The 18,362-nt window shown below is 56.3% G+C and carries 18 protein-coding genes; 15 read left to right on the forward strand and 3 right to left on the reverse strand.

Features of this window, described 5'->3' with window-relative positions; translation table 11 throughout:
* The first annotated feature begins 112 nt into the window (after nt 1-112).
* The 5 genes from ABD982_RS04840 (at nt 113) to ABD982_RS04860 (ending at nt 3,500) form a co-directional block, all read left to right on the forward strand.
* Nucleotides 113-1,198, forward strand: a complete 1,086-nt coding sequence (locus ABD982_RS04840; RefSeq protein ID WP_345445192.1) for an NADH:flavin oxidoreductase/NADH oxidase — start codon at nt 113-115, stop codon at nt 1,196-1,198.
* Between the two features lie 115 nt (nt 1,199-1,313).
* Nucleotides 1,314-1,838, forward strand: coding sequence for a hypothetical protein (locus ABD982_RS04845; protein ID WP_345445193.1), 525 nt, complete (start codon nt 1,314-1,316; stop codon nt 1,836-1,838).
* On the forward strand, nt 1,835-2,464 hold the full coding sequence (locus tag ABD982_RS04850) for an RES family NAD+ phosphorylase (RefSeq protein WP_345445195.1): 630 nt from the start codon (nt 1,835-1,837) through the stop codon (nt 2,462-2,464). The genes ABD982_RS04845 and ABD982_RS04850 overlap by 4 nt, the downstream gene beginning before the upstream one ends.
* Before the next feature lie 2 nt (nt 2,465-2,466).
* Nucleotides 2,467-3,042 carry an HIT family protein gene (locus tag ABD982_RS04855; protein ID WP_345445197.1) on the forward strand — a complete coding sequence of 192 codons (576 nt, stop codon included), beginning with the start codon at nt 2,467-2,469 and terminating at the stop codon, nt 3,040-3,042.
* Between the two features lie 2 nt (nt 3,043-3,044).
* Entirely contained in the window at nt 3,045-3,500 is a 456-nt protein-coding gene (locus ABD982_RS04860; protein WP_345445198.1) for a 23S rRNA (pseudouridine(1915)-N(3))-methyltransferase RlmH, read from the forward strand.
* A 6-nt stretch (nt 3,501-3,506) separates the two neighbouring features.
* Here the strand turns inward: ABD982_RS04860 and ABD982_RS04865 are convergent, their stop codons facing one another.
* The gene (locus ABD982_RS04865; RefSeq protein WP_345445200.1) at nt 3,507-4,490 is read right to left on the reverse strand and encodes a hypothetical protein; all 984 of its coding nucleotides are present in this window, start codon (nt 4,488-4,490) and stop codon (nt 3,507-3,509) included.
* Nucleotides 4,491-4,559: 69 nt separating this feature from the next.
* On the opposite strand from ABD982_RS04865, the gene ABD982_RS04870 reads away from it, so the two are divergent.
* The 10 genes from ABD982_RS04870 (at nt 4,560) to ABD982_RS04915 (ending at nt 15,901) form a co-directional block, all read left to right on the forward strand.
* A complete protein-coding gene (locus ABD982_RS04870) occupies nt 4,560-5,858 on the forward strand; it encodes a Mur ligase family protein (RefSeq protein WP_345445201.1) in 1,299 nt (432 codons plus the stop codon).
* Nucleotides 5,855-6,634 carry a type 1 glutamine amidotransferase gene (locus ABD982_RS04875; RefSeq protein WP_425570010.1) on the forward strand — a complete coding sequence of 260 codons (780 nt, stop codon included), beginning with the start codon at nt 5,855-5,857 and terminating at the stop codon, nt 6,632-6,634. Before ABD982_RS04870 ends, ABD982_RS04875 begins: the two co-directional genes overlap by 4 nt.
* A gap of 84 nt (nt 6,635-6,718) precedes the next feature.
* A complete protein-coding gene (locus ABD982_RS04880; protein WP_237203674.1) occupies nt 6,719-7,477 on the forward strand; it encodes a YebC/PmpR family DNA-binding transcriptional regulator in 759 nt (252 codons plus the stop codon).
* 30 nt (nt 7,478-7,507) lie between these two features.
* Entirely contained in the window at nt 7,508-8,167 is a 660-nt protein-coding gene (ruvC, locus tag ABD982_RS04885) for a crossover junction endodeoxyribonuclease RuvC (protein ID WP_251378801.1), read from the forward strand.
* A gap of 36 nt (nt 8,168-8,203) precedes the next feature.
* Nucleotides 8,204-8,824: a Holliday junction branch migration protein RuvA gene (gene ruvA / locus ABD982_RS04890; protein WP_345445204.1), complete on the forward strand. Its 621-nt coding sequence runs from the start codon at nt 8,204-8,206 to the stop codon at nt 8,822-8,824.
* Nucleotides 8,825-8,856: 32 nt separating this feature from the next.
* A complete protein-coding gene (gene ruvB / locus ABD982_RS04895) occupies nt 8,857-9,894 on the forward strand; it encodes a Holliday junction branch migration DNA helicase RuvB (RefSeq protein ID WP_345445206.1) in 1,038 nt (345 codons plus the stop codon).
* A 230-nt stretch (nt 9,895-10,124) separates the two neighbouring features.
* A complete protein-coding gene (locus ABD982_RS04900) occupies nt 10,125-10,481 on the forward strand; it encodes a preprotein translocase subunit YajC (protein ID WP_251380149.1) in 357 nt (118 codons plus the stop codon).
* Nucleotides 10,482-10,561: 80 nt separating this feature from the next.
* Nucleotides 10,562-12,265, forward strand: coding sequence for a protein translocase subunit SecD (gene secD, locus ABD982_RS04905; protein WP_345445210.1), 1,704 nt, complete (start codon nt 10,562-10,564; stop codon nt 12,263-12,265).
* Entirely contained in the window at nt 12,255-13,331 is a 1,077-nt protein-coding gene (secF, locus tag ABD982_RS04910) for a protein translocase subunit SecF (protein ID WP_345445212.1), read from the forward strand. The genes secD and secF overlap by 11 nt, the downstream gene beginning before the upstream one ends.
* 191 nt (nt 13,332-13,522) lie before the next feature.
* Nucleotides 13,523-15,901, forward strand: a complete 2,379-nt coding sequence (locus tag ABD982_RS04915; protein WP_345445214.1) for a RelA/SpoT family protein — start codon at nt 13,523-13,525, stop codon at nt 15,899-15,901.
* A 47-nt stretch (nt 15,902-15,948) separates the two neighbouring features.
* Here ABD982_RS04915 and ABD982_RS04920 read toward each other — a convergent pair whose 3' ends face one another.
* Nucleotides 15,949-16,719 carry a hypothetical protein gene (locus ABD982_RS04920; RefSeq protein ID WP_345445216.1) on the reverse strand — a complete coding sequence of 257 codons (771 nt, stop codon included), beginning with the start codon at nt 16,717-16,719 and terminating at the stop codon, nt 15,949-15,951.
* Nucleotides 16,720-16,910: 191 nt separating this feature from the next.
* On the reverse strand, nt 16,911-18,200 hold the full coding sequence (locus ABD982_RS04925) for a DUF349 domain-containing protein (protein ID WP_345445218.1): 1,290 nt from the start codon (nt 18,198-18,200) through the stop codon (nt 16,911-16,913).
* Between the last annotated feature and the right edge of the window lie 162 nt (nt 18,201-18,362).

Raw genomic sequence — 18,362 nt, forward strand, 5'->3', positions numbered from 1 at the left:
GAACCCTCAGAAAGCCGCTCCTCTACCTCAGGCTAAGGGCTCATAAGGAATAAGAGGCCCGGTGACGCTGTTACGAGGGGAGAAACATCCCCTTATTCCTGGAAGCAATATCATGACATCGCCTATCTTTGAGCCCTTTACCGTTCGTTCTATGACCACCCGCAACCGTCTCTGGGTTCCGCCCATGTGCCAGTACTCGGTCGACGAAAAAGACGGTATTCCCACCAACTACCATGAGCACCACTACAACGCCCTGTCACGCGGTGGCGCCGGTGCGGTTATCGTTGAGATGACTAGCGTCCTGCCCGAAGGCCGTATCAGCCCCCTCTGCCTGGGGCTCTGGTCGGATGAACACACGGTAGCTCATGCCCGCATCGTTCAGGCTATCCATGACGGCGGTGCGAAAGCTGGTGTGCAGATTGCTCACGCTGGTCGAAAGGCATCCACCGTTGCTGAGCGCGTCTCCCGCGACGGCGGCTCCCTCAGCATTGAAGAGGGCGGCTGGGAAACCTTCGCCCCCTCAGCTATCGCCTACCCCGGCCTTAAAGAAACCACCGCACTCAGCGAAGAACGCATTGGCGAAATCGTTGAAGCTTTCGGAGCTGCCGCCCAACGCGCGGTAAAGGCTGGCTACGACTTCCTCGAAATCCACGGCGCCCACGGCTACCTCATCACCCAGTTCCTCTCACCGCTATCCAACCAGCGCACCGACGAATACGGCGGCTCGCTCGAAAACCGCGCCCGCCTCATCCGCCAGGTTGCCCGCACCATGCGCGCCCAGATGCCCGCAGAAATGCCCCTGCTGGTGCGTCTCTCAGCCACCGAGTTCGTAGAGGGCGGCATCACTGTTGAAGAAACTGCCCAGGTAGCTGCCTGGCTGAAAGAAGACGGTGTGGATATGGCTGATATTTCGACCAGCGGCAACTACCCCGCACCTATCAAGGTTTACGCTGGCTACCAGACCCCCATGGCGGCACAGGTCAAGCGTGAAGCTGACATTCCCGTTGCGGCCGTGGGCATGATTAACTCACCTCGCCTCGCTGAATACATCGTGGGTTCAGAGCAGGCAGATGTGGTGCTGGTCGGCCGCGAAGCTCTACGCAATAACTCCTTTGCTCTGAGCTGGGCTAAGGAACTGAAGGTTGATGTGGATTACGCGCCCTCCCAGTACCTGCGTGCCTGGAACACCCGCCGCTAGCTCCTTACGCTTGGGCCTTGCACCCCGGCGTCCTCGCGGAACAACCAAAGATGGTTGACGCAGTTGACGCCGGGGTTTAAGATGGGAGAAACAGGGCGTAGCTAAGGAGGCTCCCATGTCGCAGGCCCTTACCCAGCAGGACGCCGGTACTCAGGCGGTGATTGATCAGCTGATTGCTGAGTTCACCAGAAACCTGAAGAGTCTGCCACCAGAATTCCTTGCTTCTATTGACGATCTCGAAGACGTTAAAAGCCGTATGCGCTCAGTTCTTGCCCGCGCCAGCGTGCGTGGCTACGGCGATCTCATCGGCCCGGTCTATGACCTTGAAAACACCATGAAACTGCTCAAGGTCACCACCCGCGCGGCGATCAGTAAGCAGGTCAAACAGCACAAACTGCTACGGTTAACTATAGAGAACGGCGAATCAATTTTCCCCGCTTTTCAGTTTGCCGGACGGGCCGTGTGCGAGGATGTTCAGCAGGTGCTCATTGCCTTTGGCGGTGCTGACCCCTTTGCCGTGGCGCAGTGGTTCAATACACCGCTCGATGGCACCACCCCGCTTGACCTCCTTGACCGGGGCCAGCTTGCCCGCGTGCTGGCAGAAGCGCGCTCTCTCGCCCCCCGGTGGCAGGCCGCATGAGCCGTCAAAGACTGGTGCAACACGGCCCCACTCCGGGTGCCCACCTGGCCCTAGCGCCGGTTGCCGAATACGAGCAGGGGCACGAATTTTTTAGAGCCCACAGCCAGCAATTTGGCCCCTGGTTCTATTCATCATCAATGCAGGGCAGGTTTGATGTGCCCGCACCCAAAGGCACCTGCTATTTAGCCAGCAACCCGGGTGCCGCCGTCCGCGAGGTGCTGGGGGACAGGCTCAGCCAGGGCCGGCGCATCCCCATCAGTCTCACCGAGGGTCGGGTTATTTCCCGCATGCCGCTACCCGCCCCCGTGCGATCAGCCAACGTTTCCCACGATGACGCCTTCACCCTGGGCATCACCGGCGAACTCACCAGTATGCCTCACTACGACGTCCCCCAAGCCTGGGCCAGCGCCTTCTGCGCAGCGGGTTTCGACGCCCTGACCTACCGGCCGCGCTTCTCGCCCGGCGACTCTCTAGCCCTGGCCCTCTTCGGTGAGGCAGCGGAACATCAAGCCCCCAGCGGCTTTGAAAGCACACTCGCCCAGGCAGCCACAGACCTGGGGCTAGAACTCTTTGCCACGGACTCCCGAGGCCTCTACACCTTCGCCACCTTCACCGAGAGCGACTAACCATGCAACTACCTGACTACACCAGCGACGACTTCGAACTGCCGGGTGTACCCGATGCCTTCCAGCGCCTCTGGACGCCCCACCGCCGAGCCTACGTCAGAGGCGGCCAGCAGGATTACAGCGAGAACTCCTGCCCCTTCTGCGTAGCACCACAGCGCCAGGACGCTGACTCGCTGATTGTCCACCGTGGTGAGTATGCTTTTGTGATTCTTAACCTCTACCCCTATAACCCCGGGCATCTGCTGATCTGCCCCTACCGGCATATCCCTAACTATGACGACGCCTCAGCGGATGAAGCCGCAGAAATCGCTGCACTCACCCAGCAGGCTATGAAGATTCTGCGGAAGGTTAGCCGTGCCGCTGGTTTCAACATCGGCATGAACCAGGGCAAAATTGGTGGCGCCGGAGTAGCAGATCATTTGCATCAGCACATCGTGCCTCGCTGGGGTGGTGACACCAACTTTTTGCCTATCATCGCGGGCACTAAAACCGTCACCCAAACTCTAGGGGACATTAGAACTCTCATTGCTGAAGCCTGGGGTGTAACTGCAGAAAGCACAGAAAGTAGCGACGACTAACCATGACTATCAAAATCATTGCTGTGGGTAAGAAGCACGAAAAATGGGTCACCCAGGGTATTGACCGCTACGAAACCAGGCTCCGCAAGCCGTGGGACGTCAGCTGGGTCTACTTGCCCCATTCTTCCCTGGCTGAAGAGCAGGCGCGAGCTGAGGAATCCAAGCGAATTCTCGAAAAAGTATCTTCCGACGACTACCTAATTCTTCTGGACGAGCGCGGCAAAAACCTATCGTCCCCAGAACTGTCAGCCTTGCTGAACTCAAATCTAGGCTTCAAGCAGGTAGTGCTGGTCATTGGCGGTGCTTACGGGGTGGACGAGAGCGTCCGGTCACGAGCCAACACCGTGTGGAGCCTGTCCAAGCTGGTCTTCCCTCACCAACTGGTGCGCCTACTTCTCACCGAGCAGATTTACCGCGCAGGCGAAATTGCCAATAACCGCCCCTACCATCACGTCTAAAAGGGGCTAGAACAGCGAGGTCTGAAAGGACGCCGGGGGAGTCAACCCATCAAAGAGGGCGCAGGCACGATTAGCTAAATCAGCGGTATTGACCAAGAAACTGGCTTCTGGGTCACCGCAGTGAGCCGAGAGAAACTTGCCCGCCCCACCGGTGACAAAAAAGCCGTGCGAGCCAGCGGCCAGAGACTCATACCCGGCCAGTGGCAGGCGGTCATCCGCCCGTAAGGATGCATAGGCGCGGGACATAGCGGCCGAAGGTTGCCACCGGTCTTGCAGAAGCTCAAATCCGTCTAGCTCTGCGTCCTCCAGTACCCAGGTAGCAGATTCGACGGCCATATAATGCTCAGATTTCAACTGGTCAGCGGGTAAAGGGTCAATCCAGGCACGGTACTTAGTAGAGGCCCGTTTGAACTGTGTAAGGTTACTTTCCCGCGATACCAGGTCTTCTAGTACCCTGACGATGCGCCCATCGTCAGCGCGGGCAACGAAGGTAGCGAACGCTACGGCCTGCTCGTCCAGACGCCGTGGATTGGAATGAGTCGACGCGGTGCCGACCTTAGAGGTGCCATCCGGAAAAGTCGCAATGTAAAGATAATGTTCAAGGTTGACGTAGGCGAGCGCTGCCTCCGTCATGCGGGCGCCCATGTGAACTCGGTGGATAGGGGCAAATTCATCGCGCGCCAAGCAACGATCACATTGTCTACCTTTAACGATAGGTTGAGAGGTGGGGCAGGGAAGGTGCCTAAAACCGGCGGTATCGGTGCGCGCAAGAGCAAAGCCACTGCAGTAGCGTCCGCCGCTGGCAGAGTCCTCGGGGATAACCGCTACCCCCAAGAAGCTCTCGGGGGTCAGCGGAACCGAGAGCAGGGTGCCATCTGGGGTGCCATTTATGCAAGGTTCTACCTGAACCTCGGGTGCCCTATTGACCCACTTGAGGTCCCTCCATATGAAGGAACCCTGCGGTGCTACCGGTTCTAAAATGTTCTGCATACTCACCGCTCAGATTATGCCAGACACCCTAAAGCCTCGTTGTCACTTTGGGTGTGCTGAGCACGTAAGATGGGGTGTATGTCAAGACCCATAACCCGCCTTGTCGGCCAAGGCATTCGATACGCAACCAAACTGCGCGGTGGAGGCTCGGCCTTCCCCGGTTTGGTGATGGAAAAATTACACCCCCAGTTCGTCGCGGAGGAGCTGGCAAAGCTACCTGAGGGCGTCGTGGTGGTCTCAGGCACTAACGGTAAGACCACCACCACCAAAATGGTGGTTCAGCTGCTGGAATCCCAGGGCTTGCGCGTCTTTACCAACCGCACCGGTTCTAACTTTGTGCGCGGCGTCGCTGCGGCCCTGCTGGGTGAAATGTCACTGACCGGCAAACTCGACGCTGATATTGCGGTGCTGGAGCTCGACGAGGCTCACGCCGTGCACTTCGTCAAAATGGTTAAGCCCCGCTACTCCCTGTTGCTCAACGTCCTGCGCGATCAGCTAGACCGCTTCGGTGAAATCGATACCACCCGCCGTATGCTCTCTAGCGTTGCCGGCGCTACCAGCGGCACCATCGTGCTGAACCGCGAAGACCCACGCATCCGCTCTCTTGCCAGCAACGCCCAGTCAGGCACCAAGGTCAGCTACTTCGGTCTGTCAGATAAGCTCCGCTCCCTCTTCCCCTCGGATGACGAGATGCGCGGCTCCACTGATGTCGATGAAGCAGTCACCGCACCGGAATTGCCTGCAGCTTCCGTCGTGCTCAGTGACTTTGCTGGCACCCAGGCAACTTTCGGTCTAGAAGGCCGCGAGATGACCGGCACCGTTAATCTCTACGGCATCTACAACATCTTCAACGCCGCAGCCGCTATCGCCCTGACCCAGGAGGTTCTAGGGGAGAAACTCAACGAAACTGCGCTGCTGGCCGAGCTTGAAAAAATTGCTCCAGCTTTTGGCCGTGGCGAAACCTTGACCGTAAACGGGCAGACGTTACAGCTACTTCTAGTGAAGAACCCCAGCGGTTTCCGCCTGTCACTGGCATCTGCTGATGCCAAAGACTACGCCACCATGATTGCCATCAACGACCAGTACGCCGACGGCCGCGACGTTTCCTGGCTCTGGGATGTGGACTTTCACTCGCTCATCCAGGGCGGGGTAACGATGGTCTCGGGCGTCCGTGCTTACGACATGGCACTGCGCCTGGCCCACGATGATGTCTACGTAGAGACCGTTAACGAAGACCTGGAAGAAGCCTTGGCCGAGTTCATCAGAAAATCCCACGGCAAGCCCATGCGTATTTTCTGCACCTACACTGCCATGCTGGCGATTCGTAAAGCACTGTCAAAGATTACCGATGTGGAGGACGTATTGTGAGCCAGCCCCAGAACCTCACCGAAGAACTGGGCGAGGAAATCATCACCCAGACCGGTAACAACAAGAGCCTGAAAATTGTGCAGCTCTACCCCCGCGACATGAACATTTACGGCGACTGGGGTAATACCCTCTCTCTATCCCGCCGTGCCCAGGCCCACGGTTTCACCACCGAAATAGTTGACTATAACCCCGGGGACGAGTTCCCTCTGGACGGCGATATTTTTATCGGTGGCGGCGGTCAGGACTCAGGCCAGTCAGTAGTTCAGGATGACCTACTGGCGAATGCCGAAACGTTGCGCATGCTGGCCCAGGACGGCACCCCCATGCTGGTGATCTGCGGTCTTTACCAGCTCTTCGGCAAAGAGTTTAAGACCGTGGGCGGGGAGACCCTTAACGGCGTGCGCATCTTTGACGCTAAAACCGTGGGCGGCGAAGAACGCTTGATTGGCAACATCGTTGAAGAATCAGAAGAGTTCGGCACCTTAGTTGGCTTTGAAAACCACTCGGGCCTCACCTACCTCTCGGGCGACACCAAGCCCCTGGCCCGCGTCACCAAGGGCGAAGGCAACAACACTGAGGACGACGGGGAAGGCGCGCACGTCCATCACGTGATTGGCACCTACCTGCACGGCTCACTGTTGCCCAAGAACCCGGCAGTCTCGGACTACCTCATTAAGCACGCAGCGATCAAAAAATACGGTGAATTCACCCCCGTGGTGATTGACGATTCACTGGTAGAAAAGGCGCGTGCCTCTGCCGCGGCTCGCCCCCGCTAACCCCATTTTGCTAGAACCGCTAGAATAGAAGGCGGTAAAACGTGCCACCTGCCGGTGAGCACCAGAATTTTTAGAAGGAGACTCATGTCAGGTCACTCCAAATGGGCAACCACCAAGCACAAAAAGGCTGCCCTGGACGCCAAGCGCGCCAAGGCATTTGCCAAGTACATCAAGGGCATTGAAGTAGCTGCTCGTATGGGCGGCGCCGATATCTCGGGCAACCCCGCCCTTGACCTTGCGGTATCCAAGGCTAAGAAGAACTCGGTGCCCAACGACAACATTGACCGCGCGATCAAGCGTGGCGCCGGTCTGACCGGTGAAACCATCGACTACACCGAAATCATGTACGAGGCACGCGGCCCGCAGGGCACCGCTCTCTACATCGAGTGTCTGACCGATAACCGCAACCGTGCAGCGGCTGAAGTTCGCACCGCAGTGACCCGCAACGGCGGCACCATGGCAGACTCCGGCTCAGTAGCCTTCCTCTTTGAGCGCAAGGGTGTTGCCGAAGTGACCAAGACCGACAGCCTCACTGAAGATGATGTCCTGATGGCCGTTCTGGACGCAGGTGCTGATGAGGTTATTGACGATGGTGAGGTCTTCACCGTGGTATCAGAGGCAACCGACCTGCCTGCCATTCGTAAGGCGCTGGACGAAGCCGAGCTGGACTACAACAACGATGAGCCCGTATTCCGCCCCACCATGCAGGTTGAAATTGACGCTGAAGGGGCCCGCAAGTTCCTCAAGCTGGCTGATGCCATTGAAGAGCTGGACGACGTTCAGAACGTCTACTCCAACGCTGATATCAACGAATCCGTCATGGCGGAACTCGAAGCTGAATAAGTAAAACCACAAGGGAAGGGGCACATCACGGTGACCTCGCTACCGCGCCCGGAACACGCTACCCCGCGAGTCCCGGGCGCTGCCCGTATTTTGGGCGTTGACCCGGGGCTGACCCGCTGCGGCTTCGGCATGATTGATATGAGCCCTAACCGCAAGGCTGCCCTAGTGCAGGTTGGAATTGCCGGTACTGCCGCGGCTGAGAGTCTGGATCAGCGCATCCTCAAAATTCTTCGAGCCGCCGAAAGCTGGTTGGATGTCTACCAGCCGGATGCTCTGGCCATCGAGCGTGTCTTTGCCCAAGAACAGGTCAACACGGTGATCGGTACCGCCCACGCTTCGGGGGTGGTCATCGCTGCTGCGGCTGCCCGCGGCGTCCCAGTCTACTTTCATACACCCTCTGAGGTGAAGGCTGCAGTGACCGGCTCTGGGCGGGCAGACAAGGCCTCGGTGGGCCGTATGGTGACGCGTATTCTGGGGCTTACCGCTATGCCTAAACCTGCGGACGCCGCTGACGCACTAGCTATTGCTATTTGCCACGGTTGGCGCGGCGGCACTGTTTCAGGCGGCCTGGATATGTCAGCTCATACCCAAACCCACCAGGGCTCTAACCCGGCGGGCACAGCACGCACCAGGGCACTTACCCCGGCGCAGCGGGCGTGGGCTGAAGCCGAAGCAAAAGCCCGCCGCTAATTGTATTAGTACATACGTTCGATTAGACTAGGCTCTATGATTAGCTCTCTCACCGGAACAGTGACCCACCTCGGCCTCGACAACGCCGTGATTGATGTTAACGGCTTTGGCATGCTGGTACACCTCAATGCACGTACCGCCTCAAAGCTCAGACTGGGGGAGAGCGCCACCATCACCACCACTCTTATTGTGCGCGAAGATTCCATGACGCTCTACGGCTTCGCAGACGCCGCCGAACGCGAAGTCTTTGACATTATGCTTTCAGTCTCTGGCATCGGTCCGCGTATTGCTCTGGCCGTGCTCAGCGTCCACACCGCCGCTGAGGTAGAGAGGGCCGTTGCCACCGGAGACGATAAGGCCTTTACCAAGGTTCCCGGTATTGGCCCTAAGGGTGCCCGCCGCATTGTCCTTGAGCTAGCCGGCAAGCTGATTCTCACCGACCACGAGACCAGCGACCAGCTACCCATCAACCAGGGTATCGCCTGGAAACCGCAGGTGCTCGACGCCCTCACCAGCCTGGGGTGGAGCGAGAAGGACGCCGAGGCAGCCATCGCCGCTTTCATTGATCACAACCCCCGCGCAGAAACCATGGGCGTGGCAGAAGCGTTGCGCTCAGTGCTCGCCTCACTGGGTAGCCAGAACACCGTTAGCCGCTAAAAGAACCGCCACCGAAGGTAGAATCACTCCCTATGAGCCAGTTGCATAACGCTGACGGTCAAATCCCCGGTCAGCGCCTCGTGTCTATGGACGAAGAGCCCGAAGAAAAAATGATTGAGGCGGCGCTGCGCCCCAAATCTCTCGATGATTTTGTGGGCCAGCACCGCGTTCGTCAGCAACTTTCCCTGGTGCTTGAGGCCTCCCGCATGCGCGGCCGTAGCGCCGACCACGTGCTGCTTTCTGGCCCTCCGGGGCTAGGCAAAACCACCCTTGCCATGATTATTGCTGCCGAGATGGACGCGCCCCTGCGCATCACCTCCGGCCCAGCCATCCAGCACTCGGGTGACCTGGCCGCCATTCTCTCTTCCCTAACACCCGGTGAAGTGCTCTTCCTCGATGAAATTCACCGCATGAGCCGCCCGGCTGAGGAAATGCTGTACATGGCAATGGAGGACTTCCGCGTTGATATCGTGGTGGGCAAGGGCGCCGGTGCTACCTCCATCCCCCTAGAACTCCCGCCCTTCACCCTGGTCGGGGCCACCACCCGTGCAGGGCTTCTACCAGGGCCCCTGCGCGACCGCTTCGGCTTTACCGGCCACCTAGAGTTCTACTCCGTAACTGAACTTGAAAGCGTCATTCGCCGCTCAGCAGGTCTCATGGAGCTATCTATCAGCCCCGCAGGTTTCACCGAAATCGCCGGACGTTCCCGTGGTACACCCCGTATTGCCAACCGTCTGCTCCGCCGCGTCCGCGATTGGGCACTGGTCAACGGCATTAATCGGATTGACGCCACCAGCGCCGCCACTGCCCTCGACATGTACGAAGTGGACGAACGCGGGCTCGACCGCCTCGACCGCGCCGTCCTTGAAGCCCTCATCAACAAGTTTGGAGGAGGCCCCGTAGGTCTCTCCACCCTCGCCATAGCCGTCGGCGAAGAAACCGAAACCGTCGAAACCGTCGCAGAACCCTACCTCGTGCGCGAAGGCCTCATCGGCAGGACACCGAGAGGGCGCGTGGCGCTTCCTGCAGCCTGGCAACATTTAGGGTTAGCAGCCCCAGAGCTGCCGTAAGCGCCCTGCGCTGACGCGCAGAGATTCACCACGATTTTTATTTCCTCGCGCGCTCGGAAAATCATGGTTCATCCGGCAGCCTGGCAGCATTTAGGGTTAGCAGCCCCAGAATTCCCATAAAACTCTCAGCTCAGAGAACCTGCCTACAGCAACCTAGAGCCAAATTCACAGACTCATCGCGTAAACTGGGGCGGAAGACTATCACCAACACCTGATTTGAGGGATTATTCGTGGACAGCGGTTCACCCCTATTCATGCTCGCGCTACTAGCTATCATGATGATTGTGCTTATCGTACTGCCTGCTCGCCGTACCAAAAAAGCTCAGACACAGCTCAAAGAACGCCAAGACCAAATGATGCCAGGGACTCCCGTAATGACCAACTTCGGTCTCTACGGCACTGTGGCTAGCATCAACAAAGAAGACAACACCGCTGAGCTCCAAATTGCTCCTGGCACTGTTGTTAAGGTTCATCTCATGACCGTTACCCAGATCGAAGAAACTGGTGCCGCAACCGGATCAGCAGCCTCGGCAGGGGAGCATCAGCCCACCATCAACGGTGAAATCGCAGACGAACCCACCAAATAAACTTTCTTCTACGAAATAGGTGCGCAGCCTGAGGGCCGCGCGCCTTTTCATGTTTGACATAAAACTGTAAAGGGGCGTTGATGGCTACTACAGGCCACAGTGCAAAAGCACGCGGAGCGCTGGTCTCCATGGTGCTCTTACTGCTCTTAGTTGCCGGGGGTATCTTCGGCACCACCTTCGCTGGGGGTTCCTGGTCACCCAAGCTCGCGCTTGATCTTTCAGGTGGCAGCCAGCTCATTCTTTCACCCCAGGTGAATGACGCCGACGGCGGGCAGGTCACGGATGAACAACTAGAGCAGGCAGTAGAAATTATTCGCCAGCGCGTGGACGGTTCCGGAGTAGCTGAAGCTGAAGTCACCACTCAGTCTGGGCAGAACGTTGTGGTGTCAGTACCCGGAGTCCTGAGCCCTGAAACCCGAGAACTCATCCAAACATCAGCACAGATGTCCTTCCGCGCCGTCCTCAACTCTGGTGCACCTACCCCGATAACGGGTGATGCAGTAGCGACTGAGGAATCGTTACCTGCCCCCACCGCTGAACCTACTGACGGTTCAGACTACAACTGGGTTACCCCTGAGCTCTGGCGGGAGTACGAGGCTCTTGACTGTAGCATTCCATCCAATGTGGACGAGGCTGAGCAGGACCCCGACGCGGCAATCGTTGCATGTTCAACCGACGGGCAGGAGAAGTACATCCTCGGGCCTATCGAAATTTATGGAACAGAAATTAAAAATGCCAGCTTCTCTCAGGTGACCGGTGGCACAGGGTATTCCACGGGCCAGTGGGGAGTTAATATTGAGTTCAATGAATCTGGAACAGCAACCTTTAAGGATGTCACCACTCGTCTGAACTCAATCCGTGGTGCTAACTCCTCTGACCCACGTGCCCGTTTCGCTATTATGCTAGACGGCGCCGTTCTCTCATCTCCGGTAACCCAAGCAGTGATTACCAACGGTCAGCCGCAGATTACCGGTAACTTTACTGAGCAAGAAGCATCCCAGCTCGCTGAGCAGCTCAAATACGGTGCTCTACCCATTAGCTTTACCATCCAGTCGGAGCAACAGATTTCAGCAACTTTGGGTGCTGATCAGCTCAAGATGGGTCTTTTGGCCGGTCTGATTGGTCTGATCCTGGTCTTTATCTACTCCCTGTTCCAGTACCGCCTGGTTGGTCTAGTCAATATCAGCTCAATTTTGGTTGCTGCGGGCTTCTCCTACGGCGTGATTATTCTGCTGGGCCACCTCATGAACTACCGACTTTCGCTGGCTGGCGTTGCGGGCCTCATCGTGTCGATTGGTCTGATGGCTGACTCTTTCATCGTTTACTTTGAACGTATTAGGGACGAGATTAGGGCTGGGCGAACCATACCTGCCGCTATCGACCACGGTTGGAACCGTGCAAAGCGGACGATTATGGCATCTAAGGCCGTGAACCTTCTAGCTGCCCTAGTGCTCTACTTCGCTTCGGTAGGTAACGTGAGAGGTTTCGCTTTCACTTTGGGCCTCACAGCTATTGCTGACCTAATCATTACCTTCCTCTTCATCCACCCGCTGATGGTTCTGCTGGGACAGCGCGATTACTTTAGAAACGGCGGCAAGTGGTCCGGTATGGATCCCGCGGCGCTGGGAGCCACACCGCTCTACCGAGGTGCCGGGCGCGTCCGTAGTGTTGAAGAAACCGAAGCTCGCCTCTCTCTTGCTGAGCGTAAGCGCCGTGAGCGTTTAGCCGCTGCTGAAGAAGAGATGTCTGCAACTGATATTAAGGAGCAAAGCCGTGGCGAATAAGCTTGCGCAGTTCGGAAATGACCTGCATTCAGGCAAAAAATCTTATGGATTTGTGCCTCATCGTAAGCGCTGGCTTAGCCTCGCCCTGATCGTCGTGCTTCTTGCTGCGATGGTTCCGGTGTTCAAAGGCGGCTTCAATCTGGGCATCGAATTCCGCGGTGGATCAGAATTCACTGTCTCATCGGTGGCGAATGAAGATGTGACCATCGGCCAGGACGCCATCAGCTCAGCAGCACCTGAGGCGACTGACGTACGAGTCACCAACATTTCATCGGGCACCGTGCGTGCGCAGATGAGCGAGCTGAGCGACGATGAGACCTTGGCAGTCGGCGACGCTCTGCGAGCTGCCTACGATGTTGAGAGCGACGATGTCACTTCATCCTTCGTCGGCCCTACCTGGGGTGCCGGCGTCACCAAGCAAGCCCTCATCGGTCTAGCATGGTTCGTAGTATTAGTAATGATTGGCATGGCGCTCTACTTCCGAACCTGGAAGATGTCGCTATCAGCAATTGCCGGTCTGGTTTTCACCATTGTCACCACCGTGGGGCTGTATGCTCTTGTCGGCTTTGAGATTACACCCAGCGCTATCATTGGCTTCCTCACCGTGCTCAGCTACTCGCTGTATGACACTGTGGTGGTCTTTGACAAGATTCGAGAGAATACTGAGGGTATTGAGGGCAGACGTGATGTCACTTTCGGTGAGCAGGTAAACCTGGCGGTTAACCAAACCTTGGTCCGATCCATCAATACATCTATTGTTGGTATTCTGCCCGTGGGTTCTATTCTCTTTATTGGTGCTCTGTTGCTGGGCGCTGGCACTCTCAAGGATCTTTCGCTGGCCTTGTTCGTAGGTATCATCGTAGGCACCATTGGCACCCTCTTTGTGGCTGCTCCCGCCTATGCTGTGCTGCGCTTAAGAGAGCAAAGCGTCAAGGACCAGGAGCGCAGAGTACGGGACGCCCGTGTAGGTATTGTTTCCGAAGAAGAAACTGCTGATACCGGCCAGTCCCCGGGCATCCCTGCTATCACCGTCCGAGAGTTTAACTTTACGACCAATAACCAGTAGGGACAACGAGAGCCGAGTACCGGCTCGATATTCATAGATAAAGAAGGTGCCGCCCGGTAAAACCAGGCGGCACCTTCACATTAAAGTAGGCTGGCTTAGTCATGCCTGGTCACTGTGTTCTACCTATCAGTTATTTTGAACTATGATAGAGCAACATATAGCACACGGACGAGGCAAGGGGGAGTTCAGATATGAGCGCTTCAGAAAAGAACACTCACAGCACCCAGGACATGAAGCGACCTCTGCGTGGTTCACACCGTGTCATGTCGGCATCAGGTCGGGTGCCGGCTCGCCAGGTCTTTGGTCGTGAAGTGGGCCCAAGCCCACGATTCTCGCCGGTTCTTGCCCCTGTCATCCGCACAGTTACCAAGTTTCACCCTGATGAAGACCTTGATGTGCTGCAGCGGGCCTTTAAAGTAGCCAGCCGCTACCACCGCGGGCAAAAGCGTAAGAGTGGGGACCCCTACATCACCCACCCGGTAGCCGTGACCACTATCCTGGCAGAGATTGGAGCTACCGGCCCCGTTCTTGTTGCTGGACTTCTGCATGACACCGTTGAAGATACTGACTACACCATGGAGCAGCTCATTGCCGACTTCGGTGAAGAAGTTGCTTACCTGGTGGACGGGGTGACCAAGCTCGATAAGGTCAGCTACGGCGCTAATGCTCCCATTGAAACCATCCGTAAACTGGTGCTGTCCATGAGCAAGGACATCCGCGTGCTTCTGATTAAGCTGGCGGACCGTCTACATAACGCACGTACCTGGCGCTTTGTGTCAGGAGCCTCAGCGGCCAAGAAGGCTGAAGAGACCCTGCAAATCTATGCCCCGCTGGCACACCGCCTCGGTCTTAACACCATTAAATGGGAGCTTGAGGATCTTTCATTTGCAGCAATGAGCCCCGATATTTATCGGGAAATTGTGCGTCTGGTCGGTGAGCGAACCCCCAAACTCGAAAAGTATTTGGCTGAAGCTCGGGTGACTATCGAAGATCGCTTGCAGCAGGTTGGTATTGAGGGCACGGTGACTGGCCGCCCCAAGCACTACTATTCCATCCATCAAAAGATGAAGACCAAGGGTAAGAGTTTTGATGAAATCAACGACATCTTGGCTGTACGTATCATGGTTGAGAACATTGATGACTGCTATGCCGCTTTAGGTCATGTGCTGTCGCTGTGGCCGTCCATGGCGGGGCGCTTTAAGGACTACATCAAGTCGCCCAAGAATAATCACTACCAGTCACTTCACATGACGGTGCACGGGCCAGGTGAGCTACCGCTTGAAATCCAGATTCGCACCTACAAGATGCACGAAGAGGCTGAGTACGGTGTGGCAGCACACTGGCGGTATAAGGCAGCTTCTCGTGGTGAGAAGGTGGAGACCGCGGTCAAGGAGCCTACCACCCACACTGCTGCCTTTAGCATCGGGATTTTGCAATCAATCTCTGAAATTTCAAGTTCTAACCCCGAATCGAGCAAGTTTTATGAGGAGCTGGCCGAAACTCTAGAGTCAGATGAGATTGTGGTTCTTACCCCGCAGGGTAAGCCCATCAGTTTGCCGTCCGGTTCAACGCCCGTTGACTTTGCCTACGCTATTCACTCTGAGGTGGGCGACCGCACGATTGGGGCCAAGGTCAACGGCAAGCTCGTGCCCCTGCATACGAAGCTTGAGACCGCTTCCACAGTGGAAATTATGACCACTAAGGACGAGAATCACGAGCCGAGCGAGGACTGGCTCAAGTTTGTGCGTACCTCGAAGGCCCGCACCAAAATTAGGCAACATTTTGCTAAGGGGCGCAGACTTGAGGCGCTCAGCCGCGGCAAAGAACGTTTAGTGAAGGCCATGCGGCAGCATGAACTTCCGCTCACCAAAATGTTGACTCCTGAGCTCATGCTTCAGGTAGCGCATGCGCACCATAAAAACGATGTGGCAAGTCTCTACCATGCGGTTGGAGAGAACGATCTTGAACCCCAAAATGTTATCTCTACTCTGGTCGATCTCTACTACGGGGATAACGACGATCAAGCACCGGAAGAGGTCAATAGCTTTGATAACTCACTGTTCAATACCCGCCCAGCTACAGGCGATGATAACGGTGTGGTGGTGCCTGGCGCTGAGGGTATTCTGACTAAAATTGCTCGATGCTGCACTCCTGTTCCGCCGGACGAGATCGTTGGCATCGTGACCCGCTTACAGGGTATATCTGTGCACCGTATCGACTGCCCCAACGTGCTGAATGCTCAGGATGACCCCCGCCAGACCACTGTTGAGTGGGCTACCAGCACCAACAATAATTTCAGGGTGAGCATCCAGGTGGAAGGTATTGATCGCAAGCTGCTGCTGGTGGACGTCATTCGGGTCATTTCTGAATCCGGTAGCAATATCGTCGATGCGAAAGTTCACACCAGTGACGATCGTTTTGCCGTTAACCGTTACACGGTTGAGGTCAGTGACCGCTTTATGCTCGACCATCTTCTCAACCAGATTATGAACGTACCTGGTATCTATAGCGCTTACAGGCTAACCGGGGCCAAACCTCTCTCGAAGAGAGACCTACCTCGATACGAATAGTAGGAGTGACATTAAACGGTAGGCTCACATGTATCAGCGTCCCGGCTCTACCATAGCCCCTGTCTCCGCAGGGTAACCTCGGTGCAGACATTTTTTGCTCGAGCAAGAACTGCTTGACGCTGACGTATAAAGGATGCTTCCTGCACATGTGACATCAGTAAGTGCGGTGTCAGGTTATTATCCGGGCTGAGGAGAATCTGCCCTACAATCTCTAGAGCATCATATTCTTCATCGAAGATAAGAAGATCTAGCGCCGTCCGCAGATGATTGGTGACCAGCAGGCCACCAATACTAAGTGCCTCGTAGGCTTTGAAGGTGGACTGATGAGCTGAGCACAATCGTGCAGCCTTCCGTGGCAAATGAACTCTGTTGTTACGGTCATAATCGATATCAATACTGCCCTGCGGCGCCTGCCCAAACCCCAGAATCCAGGCTGCTGCGCGGCGAGAAATGCGTAAGCGGTGATGGTAACCCTCAGGGATAAGCATGCCACAGCTGATAGCTCGCAGCAGGGCGGTATCTTTGACATGGGGTGGAGAGTAAATTCCGTGGTGCAGGTGAACTAAAGCTTCGAACTCAACGACTTCTCTAAACTCGGCAGTGCTGACTCCCTCTGATTCAGCGGTGCAAAGTAGCCTCCTCATTTCTTCAGTAGCCCGGGGGTCAAGATGGCGGAGCCCTGGATCGGTGAAAGCCGTGGACTGGAAGCCCCCTTGTGCCTGAGCTATATATTCAAGGGTTGAGGAGCTTTTCTGCTCCGGCGGGAGGAGCGGGAAGGGGAGAGCACTGAGTTTATGGGTGATACTGTGAGCTGACATACCTAAGTTTTACCAAACCAAAGCATCATCGAGGGATCAATTTTTACACCTGTGGATAACTTCTGTCTCGAACAGCAAAATCCCCGCAGAAACTGTAGTCTCTGCGGGGAGTCGAGCTGAAGAGAAGAAATATTCACTTCACATAGACGGTTTATCCACACATTCGATGCACGGTTAAACCGTCAAACCTGCTAGGCACCAAACTCAGCTGATGAAGCCTTCAAGGTTTCCAGCCACTGCTTGCGAGCTGCCAGTGCTTCTTCCGCCTTCTTGATTTTCTGTGCGTTGCCACCAGCTTGAGCCTTTTCAAGATCAGCTTCGAGATCAGCAATCGCCTCTTCCAACTGGGTCAGCATGGAGTTAGCACGAGCCTGTTTCTCGGGGTCAGTCTTCTGCCACTTAGCGTTTTCGGCCTGATGGATTTCGTCCTGAACTTTCTTCAAATCCTGTTCCACACGACGCACAGCGGCGCGGGGAACGCGCCCGATAGTGTCCCAACGATCAAGAATGCCCTCGAGCTGTGCCTTAGCGGCCTTTATGTCGGTGACGGGCAGGATGGCGCGCGCTTCTTCAAGCAGCGCTTCCTTTGCTACCAGGTTAGCTTCGAATTCCTTATCGAGCTCAGCGTTGAGAGCGGCACGGGCGTCAAAAAAGACATCCTGTGCTGCACGGAAACGACCCCACAGCGCATCGTCTTCTTTGCGTCCGCCGCGAGGTGCGGCCTTCCACTGATCCATCAGAGTGCGGTACTTGGCGGCAGTCTCCGCCCAATCAGTGGAGGTGCTTAGCGCCTCAGCTTCGGCAATGAGAGCCTCTTTGACACGTTTAGCCTTGGCGTTCTTTTCATCAAGCTGTGAGAAGTGAGCGCGGCGGCGGCGGTCAAAAGTGGTGCGGGCAGCGCGGAAACGCTTCCAGAGGTCGTCCTCTACGCTCTTAGCCAGGTGATGCTCTCGCTGGGTTTTCTTCCACTCATCAAACAGCTCGTTCATGCGTGAGTGGGAGTTCTTCCAGTGAATCTTGGTTTCATCCTGGTCAGCTAGGGTCTCAGCTTCGGCGACGATTGCCTCACGGGCTGCCAGCGCAGCTTCACGTGATTCGACTGATTCTGCCTTTTCGGCTTCTTCGCGTTCATTGATCTTGGCAACCAGAGCCACCAGATGCTCCTGAAGCGCAGCGTAATCGCCCACCATGTTGCGAACTGCTACCTGTTGGCCCAGGTGCGCTGCAGCCTTCTGCAGATCGGCTGCCTTAGCTTTACGAGCTACGCGCTCTTCGAGCAGGGCAACTTGTGCTTCTACATTTTCAAACTTACGGGCGAAGTAGGCGAGGGCTTCATCAGCTGAGGCGCCGGGCACCTGGCCTACTGCATATTCTTCACCGTCCACGATGACAAAGACGTGGCCTTCAGCATCAACTTTGCCGAATTTACGAGCCTTTTCGAGGTCTACGGTTGCGAGGGTGTCGTCGGGTTGGGTAGTCACCGCTATAACTCTTTCACGTTGAGGCGCGTTAGCGCAGGTGTAAAACAAAGCGCACCAGCCACGTGCAATTAGACGATAGGGCTGGTTAGCTGTCATCAGTCAACAACTAATAATCTATCGAGCACGGTTGGTGCACTCACCAGCATATCGTTCTTAGGGGGT

The organism is Rothia endophytica, assembly GCF_039543885.1.
GTDB classification, from domain to species: Bacteria; Actinomycetota; Actinomycetes; order Actinomycetales; family Micrococcaceae; genus Rothia; species Rothia endophytica.